At 41.8% G+C, this 7463-nt stretch carries 7 protein-coding genes; 3 read left to right on the top strand and 4 right to left on the bottom strand.

Annotated features, from left to right (window positions below; translation table 11 throughout):
• The first annotated feature begins 723 nt into the window (after positions 1-723).
• Entirely contained in the window at positions 724-978 is a 255-nt protein-coding gene (locus ACUVXA_RS13360) for a hypothetical protein (protein ID WP_445871772.1), read from the top strand.
• Positions 979-1077: 99 nt separating this feature from the next.
• On the top strand, positions 1078-1281 hold the full coding sequence (locus ACUVXA_RS13355; protein WP_445871771.1) for a MoaD/ThiS family protein: 204 nt from the start codon (positions 1078-1080) through the stop codon (positions 1279-1281).
• Positions 1282-1470: 189 nt separating this feature from the next.
• On the opposite strand, the gene tes is transcribed toward ACUVXA_RS13355, so the two are convergent.
• Positions 1471-3009 (bottom strand): tetraether lipid synthase Tes, encoded by a 1539-nt coding sequence (tes, locus tag ACUVXA_RS13350; protein ID WP_445871770.1) that lies wholly within the window; start codon positions 3007-3009, stop codon positions 1471-1473.
• Between the two features lie 219 nt (positions 3010-3228).
• Here tes and ACUVXA_RS13345 point away from each other — a divergent pair, with 219 nt between their 5' ends.
• Positions 3229-3396 carry a ribbon-helix-helix domain-containing protein gene (locus tag ACUVXA_RS13345; protein WP_445871769.1) on the top strand — a complete coding sequence of 56 codons (168 nt, stop codon included), beginning with the start codon at positions 3229-3231 and terminating at the stop codon, positions 3394-3396.
• A gap of 147 nt (positions 3397-3543) precedes the next feature.
• Here ACUVXA_RS13345 and ACUVXA_RS13340 read toward each other — a convergent pair whose 3' ends face one another.
• The 3 genes from ACUVXA_RS13340 to ACUVXA_RS13330 form a co-directional block, all read right to left on the bottom strand.
• On the bottom strand, positions 3544-3741 hold the full coding sequence (locus tag ACUVXA_RS13340; protein WP_445871768.1) for a hypothetical protein: 198 nt from the start codon (positions 3739-3741) through the stop codon (positions 3544-3546).
• 194 nt (positions 3742-3935) lie between these two features.
• Positions 3936-5015, bottom strand: a complete 1080-nt coding sequence (locus tag ACUVXA_RS13335) for an inositol-3-phosphate synthase (RefSeq protein ID WP_445871767.1) — start codon at positions 5013-5015, stop codon at positions 3936-3938.
• Positions 5016-5355: 340 nt separating this feature from the next.
• Positions 5356-7338: an oxidoreductase gene (locus ACUVXA_RS13330; RefSeq protein WP_445871766.1), complete on the bottom strand. Its 1983-nt coding sequence runs from the start codon at positions 7336-7338 to the stop codon at positions 5356-5358.
• Positions 7339-7463 lie beyond the last annotated feature (125 nt).

The following is a 7463-nucleotide window of genomic DNA, read 5'->3' as shown; positions in this document are numbered from 1 at the left end:
ATGTTAAACATATCGCCTCTACGAAAGCGTAATCTAGAATAATATGAAACCCAAAAATGTTGTAAGAAAAACAGGAAAAACCCAAATTATTAGACAGTTCATCTAACCAAAAAGTTCATCAAAAAGTTCATCTAAGGATTTCCCCATAGAACCCAGCTTCCAAATTTTAAATTCATTACAAGGAAAAACATTACACTCCCCACATACCTCTACATTGTATGTTAAACCATCTTTTGGGCAAGTTATAGAATTAAATATTTTTTTCACCACATACAATCTCTCTCCACACACAATCTATTTAATCTTCTATCCAATCTCCAATATTCAGAAATCCAAAGCAAATCTTTAAGCGTATTATCCCTAATACAAGGTTTTTTAATCTTTTTGGGCAATGACCATTAACCAAAGCACATCTTTCCCACAGATTTTAACCATTTCCACACCACCACACAAAAAAGAGCTATGGTTACAATTCCCGGACATTTCTCAGAGAATGAAGTAAATACTACAACCAACAAAAACCCGTCCATTTCTATTACTTTTGACACTCCCCAAGACTAAAGTCGGGGGCTTTCCCGCCAAAGATTCCTGTAAAATACCTATTTTTGGGAATATGGTTTTCTGATTCTAGTTGAAAAAGGGTTACGTAACTGTTGCATGAAACCGTATATTTCTGTAGCGTACACGGTCTTCCAAAAGAAATAAAAAGAGAGACAGGGAATATTGGCTCTAACAATCACCCGACGTGTGGCACATGGGAGCCGAATGGGTGAACAGTCCCCTCCTAAGAATGTGGGGAGAGGGCCAGAGGAAACGATGAAGCCCTTTACCCAATGGAAAACCGTTCCCCCCGAATGCGGGCGGATGCAGTCCTTGTGCGGAAAGGCGGGTTGTACCCGAGATGAAGCCAGGGATGAAGCCCGAAGAATTTCTTATATACAGAAAGATATGGAAATTCAGAACGGTATATTTAAGTAAAGCCATCATAAAGTTTATTATGTGGAATAAATATTCAAATCAATAAGGAGATATTAGACCCAACAAGTTTGAATATTTATAATGCTGGAGGTACCAAAATTGTCTGAGGCAGAAACAAAAAAAAGTGGGGGACTCGTGAATCTTGTTACGGAACATCGACAAAAAGTTTCAGAACTACTCCAAGAACTAGGTCTAAAGGACGAATTTTTCGCAGTCATAATTAATGGAAAAAAAGCCAAACTCAACGAAGAAATAGAAAAAGGCACAAATATAATAATACTTCCCAAAATAAAGGGAGGATAAAAGAACAACAAAAACCACTCTAAAGAACATTCATCTCCCAACTCTTAATGGGAAAAATAGTCTATAACACACCCAAAAAATTCTTCATTGCAATCAAGATTTAAAAAATTTTTAAAAATAAGCAAGAAAAAATAGAAGGAAGAAACTTCCGAGAATGCATAGATACACGAGATTTAAATCCGTATTTTACTAGCTTTCGGTTATTGGAAGGGGTTCAACTTCTTTTACGCCCTTTTGTTTTCGCCACTCCTCGATAGGGATGCTGAACTTCTGTTCAACCCGCTCTCTGTGAATACTGTTATACGTGCAGAACGGAATTATTCGCCCATCAGGAGTACCATAATGAATCACACATCTGTTAACTCTCTCAATATCAAAGTTGTACGGATCCTGGAAATGCATCATACCCACCAGAATAATGGACCTCATAAAGTCTCCTAGAGCATCATACTCACCAGAACTCATAAGGCCACGCATAAGATTGAACAGCGTTCCCTTCTTCTTAAAGAACCGCAAAGCACCAGCCACAGCCCTCAACTTACCCTTAGTCCTAGCAAGCCTACTACCCTCAAAGTCCTTAGCTACCTTCTCCAGCGTACCGAAAAATTTGTCCACATCCACATAGTAAGTAATCGGGTAATACTCACCATTATCCTCTACCCGGAGAATTGTGGCCATGCCGCAGTGGACATTGTTTCCAAATTCTACTACTGGTTTTCCGGTGTAGGCGGTTAATGCTCGGGATAGTGGTGCTGGTGTGCTGCAGGGATAGAAGTCCTCGTATTTTATTTTTCCCTCTGTTTGTTCTGCGCAGTCTTTCATTACGTCGGGTATTGTTATTCTCATTTCCATTCGTTTGGATTCATCGATTCTTCCAGTGATGCTTACTGGTTGGAAGATTATTCCTCTTATCACGTCCACGTTTTCTACGGCGAATCTTATGATGTCTCCTATTTGATTGTCGTTTACTCCGCGTACTACTGTGGGTACGAGAACTATGGAGGTTAAACCGGCTTTGCGACAGTTTTCAATGGCTTTCATCTTTTTTGGAAGAAGATTGACTCCTCGGGCTACTTTGTAGGGTTCGGGGGTTAGGCCGTCGAATTGCATGTAGGGGGTGCTTAGTCCGGCGTCTTTAAGTTCTTGGCAATAGTCTACGCTTTCGGATAGTTTTATGGCGTTAGTCGCTATTTCTACGTGTTGAAAGCCGACCTCTTTTGCCATTTGGATGATTTCTGGGAGGTCTTCTCTTACTGTGGGTTCTCCTCCTGCGAACTGGACTGCTGGTGCCGGAATGGGGCTATTGTTTCTGAAGTTTTCTAGCATGAAGCGTATTTGTTCTAGTGAGGGTTCGTATACGTAGCCGGTTTCTGCGGCGTTGGCAAAGCATATTGGGCAGCGGAGGTTGCATCTGTTTGTGACGTCTATTAGGGCTAGGGCGGTGTGGGATTTGTGTTTGTCGCAGGTGCCGCAGTCGAATGGGCAGCCGTTTTTCTCTCTGGTTCGCGGGTTTTCTAGGGGGATGGAGTCTAGCCACCATTTCTCCACTTTTTGGAAAAGTTCTGCGTCGCTCCAGTATATGTCTGTTACTTTTCCGTGTTCGGGGCAGGTTTTTTCTATTAGTACTTTGCCTCCATTCTCGTATAGTGTGGCGTCTATCACTTTTTGACACTCGGGGCAAATGCTTTTTGTTTTTATGGGGAAGGTTCTTACTTCGTGATTAAACAAGGTTATCACCCTGAAGAAATAATTAATTCTATTTGCGATAAAACAACTATTTATTAGTTTTGCGATGCTTCCGAATCGGAAGTATAAACTTAATTGCACAGAGCGTTTAGTAAAAATTTTAAATGCGTTATTTAAAAAATTTATAATTTTTGTTTTTAAAAAGATTTTTAATGGCTTAATGCATTAGAATAATTTAACTTTAATTCTGGTGATTTATCTATGAAGAAACCTTCAATGAGACTAATCAGCATAAAAGTGCCAAATGCTTACTTAGATGGGCTGAATAAGTTAGTTGAGATGGGAATCTATCCAAGTAGGAGCGAAGCCATTAGGGTTGCCGTCCGAGACATGCTCAAAAAGGAGCTCTGGAGCAGAGAAAGAAAGTAAAAAGAAATGATTACGTGAGGATCATCTCATCTTTTTCTTGCATTATTTTTTATTTTGTGTTAATTGGATTTAAAAAAAGGGGGAAAATAGTGGTAGATGATTTTTGTAACTACTGATTAAAAATGTATTGTGCTGAAATTTATGTGTTTATTCAGAAGGTTCTTTGGTCGCTTTTTCTGCGATGTGTCCTTCTAGCTTAGCCGCTGCTTCTTTCATCGCCGCAGCTCTTTCGGCTTTTCCTTCAGCCATGTTTGCAGCTAGTTGCTTTTTTCGCTCTTCGGCAAGTTTTTCCATAATCTCTTTGTCTTTTTTTATTTGCTCTGCTGTTGGAGTTTCCTCGCTCATTCTGCTTTCCTCCAAAACCTCATTTGTGTAATTACACGAATCAGAGATATAATAATATTATCATTATGATTAGATTTAAATCAAAAAAATAAAAGTCCACTGAAAATATTAAAATTTAAGAGTTACAATTAACTGTTTTAAAGACAATAAAATAAAAGGGGAAGCAAAATCAAATTTTTTTAAAAATCATGTTCCTATCTTTCCCTTTTTCTCTGGATGAACTCCTCAACCCATTGCCGCGCAACATGATCCTGAACTTGAACTGGAGGATGTTTAAACGCGTAAGAGGAGATACTTATCAAGGGTCCTGAAATTTTCCTATCCAGCGCTAGTTTAACCGCTCGGATAAGGTCAATAACCATACCTGCACTGTTGGGAGAGTCTTCCACAGAGAGTTTAACATCTAGGCTCACCGGCATATCTCCAAACTTTCTACCCCTAAGTCTAATATAACAGATTTTCTTATCTTTTAGGAAAGGTACGTAATCTGAGGGCCCTATTCTGACCGGTATCTTATAGGGTGTTATGCTGGTAACCGCCTCCGTTTTGCTAATTCTCTTAGTTTTTAATCTCTCCTCCACAGTCATGTTTTCAAAATCCGTGTTTCCACCGATATTCAACTGGTAAGTTTCATCAATTTTTACACCCCTATCCAGCAGAAGATTCACCAGAGTTCTGTGAAGAATAGTAGCTCCGATCTGGCTCTTAATATCGTCACCAGCTACAGGTAAACCCGATTCCTCAAACCTACTAACCCAAACCGGATCTGAAGCTATAAATTCCGGAATACAGTTCGCAAACGCACAACCCGCATCCAGAGCCGCCTGAGCATAGTATCTAGTAGCCTCGGCACTCCCCACGGGCAGAAAATTCACAAGCACATCAGCCTTAGTTTTTTTCAGAACTTCAGCCACATCCACTGGCTCCGTGTCTTTTGGATCATAGCAGTAAAATGATTCCACCATGTGAGGAGCAACACCATCCATTATCGGTCCCGGAAGAACCTTAACACCCAGCTCCGGAACTTCAGCAAACTTCACAACACAGTTAGGCTTAGCAAAAATGGCCTCACTAACATCCTTACCAATTTTAAGTTTGTTTACCTCAAATGCCGCCACAAATTCGATATCCTTAGGGTAGTATCCACCGAAATTAACATGCATTAAACCAGGAATGGTTTCATCCTTAGTGGCATTTAAATAGTAGTAAACCCCCTGGATTATGGAACTGGCACAGTTACCAAGCCCAGCGATAGCCACTCTAATTTTACCCATTTCTTCGACCTCCTAAACCAGATTACCATGAAACTTAAATTACTGTTATCAATGTCGCAATAAAAAATTCCAACCATCTGCTAACTAGCCTTAAGATATAATACTCAAAATCTCAATGAACGCTTATAAATTTGCTCCAAAGGAGATTTTAATCCCAAACACCGTTGAAAAACTTCATATCCAAATTTTTGAAATCCAAGAACAAAATAAAAAATTTCCAGTTTAACGGCTATCGTACTATAATAACTTTAGATTAATAAATCTTGAAAAAATGAAAGTGAAGAGGGAATAAGCCTGCGCCAACACCTTACACCGATTTATACTGAAAATATTTTTTTAACTAAATTTTGCGAGCTATTCCCGCTGCTTCGTGCACTGCTTCGAATGCTTTTCTAGGTTGTACGCAGTCGCCTATGGGATATATTTCGGCTGCTAATCCCTCTAACTGGTCGATAATCTCATTATTGGGAACAGTGCCCACCGCTATGACTACTGTATCGGCCTCAAGTAGATCACCGTTCTCTAGAACTACACCCTTCTCTGTTATCTTAGCCACCTTGGCGTTAGTTAACATTTGTACTCCCCGCATAGATAGTGTTTTCAGAATCGTCCAACGGCAGGTCCTACTTATGTCTGCACCCATCTTTTCCAGCATCTCCACAATAGTGACATCCCGGGTCTTCCTAACCATGTCGTATGCTGTCTGCAGGTCTAAAACGCCAAAATTCACAAGAAAGACCATTTGCTCCGGAGTAATAGAGCCGTGATCAGTGAGGTAGAGACCGGTTTCGCAGCCCACACCGCCGCCGCCCACCACAACTGCTTTTTTGCCCACGGCAGCCTTGCCGGCAAGTACATCCCAGGACATTACCACGTTTGAACCCTCAATACCCGGTATGTCGGGAACCAGTGGACGCCCACCGGCGGCAACGATAATAACATCAGGTTTTAGCTTTTTAACGAGTTCAGGGGTGACCTCCTGACCCAAAACTACATTAATACCAAGCAAATCCATTTGATAGGACAAATAATCGACCAGATTCTTAAACTCTCGTCGGTCTTGAGGTGCAGCCGCCAAGTTCAACTGACCACCCAGCGTGTACGTCCTCTCGTAAAGAGTTACATCGTGACCCCTAAGCTTTGCGACACGAGCAGCCTCCATGCCTCCTGGTCCACCACCAATGATGAGAACCTTCTTACGCTTCGCTGCCGGCTTAATCTTGTACTCCACCTCACGACTAGCAGCCGCATTGGCCAGACACTCCACAGGAGTTAACATGAAAACGTGGTCAAAGCAACCCTGGTTACAACCCAAGCACTGCCGAATCTCCTTAAAACGCCCCTCCTTAGCTTTCACCACCCACTCCGGGTCACAGATCAGCGCCCGGCCAAGACCTACCAGATCCGCCCTTCCGTCAAGCAGAATCTGCTCAGCCAACAAGGGATCGGTAATACGGTTACAAGCCATGACCGGAACATCCACAACCTCTTTCACATTCTCCGCAAGCCAGACATAGTTACCACGCGGAACATTCATAGTGATTTGGGGAACAGTACTTTCATGCCAACCGCCAGTAACATTAAACATGTCAACTCCTGCTTCTGCGAAAATTGGGGCGTATACTCTGACTTCTTTATAGGTATTTCCTCCAGGCATCATATCGTCGCCGGAAATCCTCATTATCAGAGGAAAGTCTTCACCCACCTTGTCCCGAATAGCCTGTATACATTCCACGCCAAACCGTGTCCTAGACTTCAAGTCCCCACCATACTCGTCGTCCCTCTTATTCGTTAAAGGGCTCAGGAACTGGGGGATAATATAGCCTGCTGAAGCTATGAGCTCAACCGCGTCAAACCCTGCTTTCTTAGCTCTCAGCGCCGCCTCCCCATAATTTTTCTCCGTTTGCAAAATTTCTTCCTTGGTTAAAGCCCTAGGAGTCTCACCGGTAAATTTGGATGGCACTGCCGAAGCACTAACCGGAGTCTGCCCTATTATAAAACTGAAGGCATACCTTCCTGAGTGGTATAATTGGGCACCACATTTGGCCCCTCCTTCATGTATAGCTTTCGCGACTTTTGACAGTCCCGGAATAGCTTCATCACTGTCTATCCGAAGCATAGTATCCATTCCTTTCGCAAGCAATTCGGTGTAACAACCACCAATGAGTATTAGTCCTATTTCGTTTTTTGCGCGTTCAGTATAGAAGTCTATTATTCGCTGAGTCACATAGCCCTGGTCAGCGTAGCCTAGATGCATGGCAGGTACGACTATTCGATTTTTTAGTTCCATGGTGTTTATTCGGATTGGTTCGAATAGTTTCATTTTTTGCCTCCTTATTTAAATGAGAAATATTGATATTAGTTTGGGAACTTTATTATGTGCGCACTTATCTTTTTTACCGTTGTCCGAAACTTACCCATTTAGGACACCGCCTAAATGGTGTTCGG

This window comes from Candidatus Jordarchaeum sp. (genome assembly GCF_052745115.1).
The sequence above is the reverse complement of the archived record's forward strand: the minus strand, read 5'-3'. Positions and strand labels throughout refer to the sequence as shown.

Bases quoted from the DNA above. Each gene is read 5' to 3' on its own strand.
- ACUVXA_RS13330 (WP_445871766.1), bottom strand. From the start codon at position 7,338: ATGAAACTATTCGAACCAATCCGAATAAACACCATGGAACTAAAAAAT.
- ACUVXA_RS13340 (WP_445871768.1), bottom strand. From the start codon at position 3,741: ATGAGCGAGGAAACTCCAACAGCAGAGCAAATAAAAAAAGACAAAGAG.
- ACUVXA_RS13335 (WP_445871767.1), bottom strand. From the start codon at position 5,015: ATGGGTAAAATTAGAGTGGCTATCGCTGGGCTTGGTAACTGTGCCAGT.
- ACUVXA_RS13345 (WP_445871769.1), top strand. From the start codon at position 3,229: ATGAAGAAACCTTCAATGAGACTAATCAGCATAAAAGTGCCAAATGCT.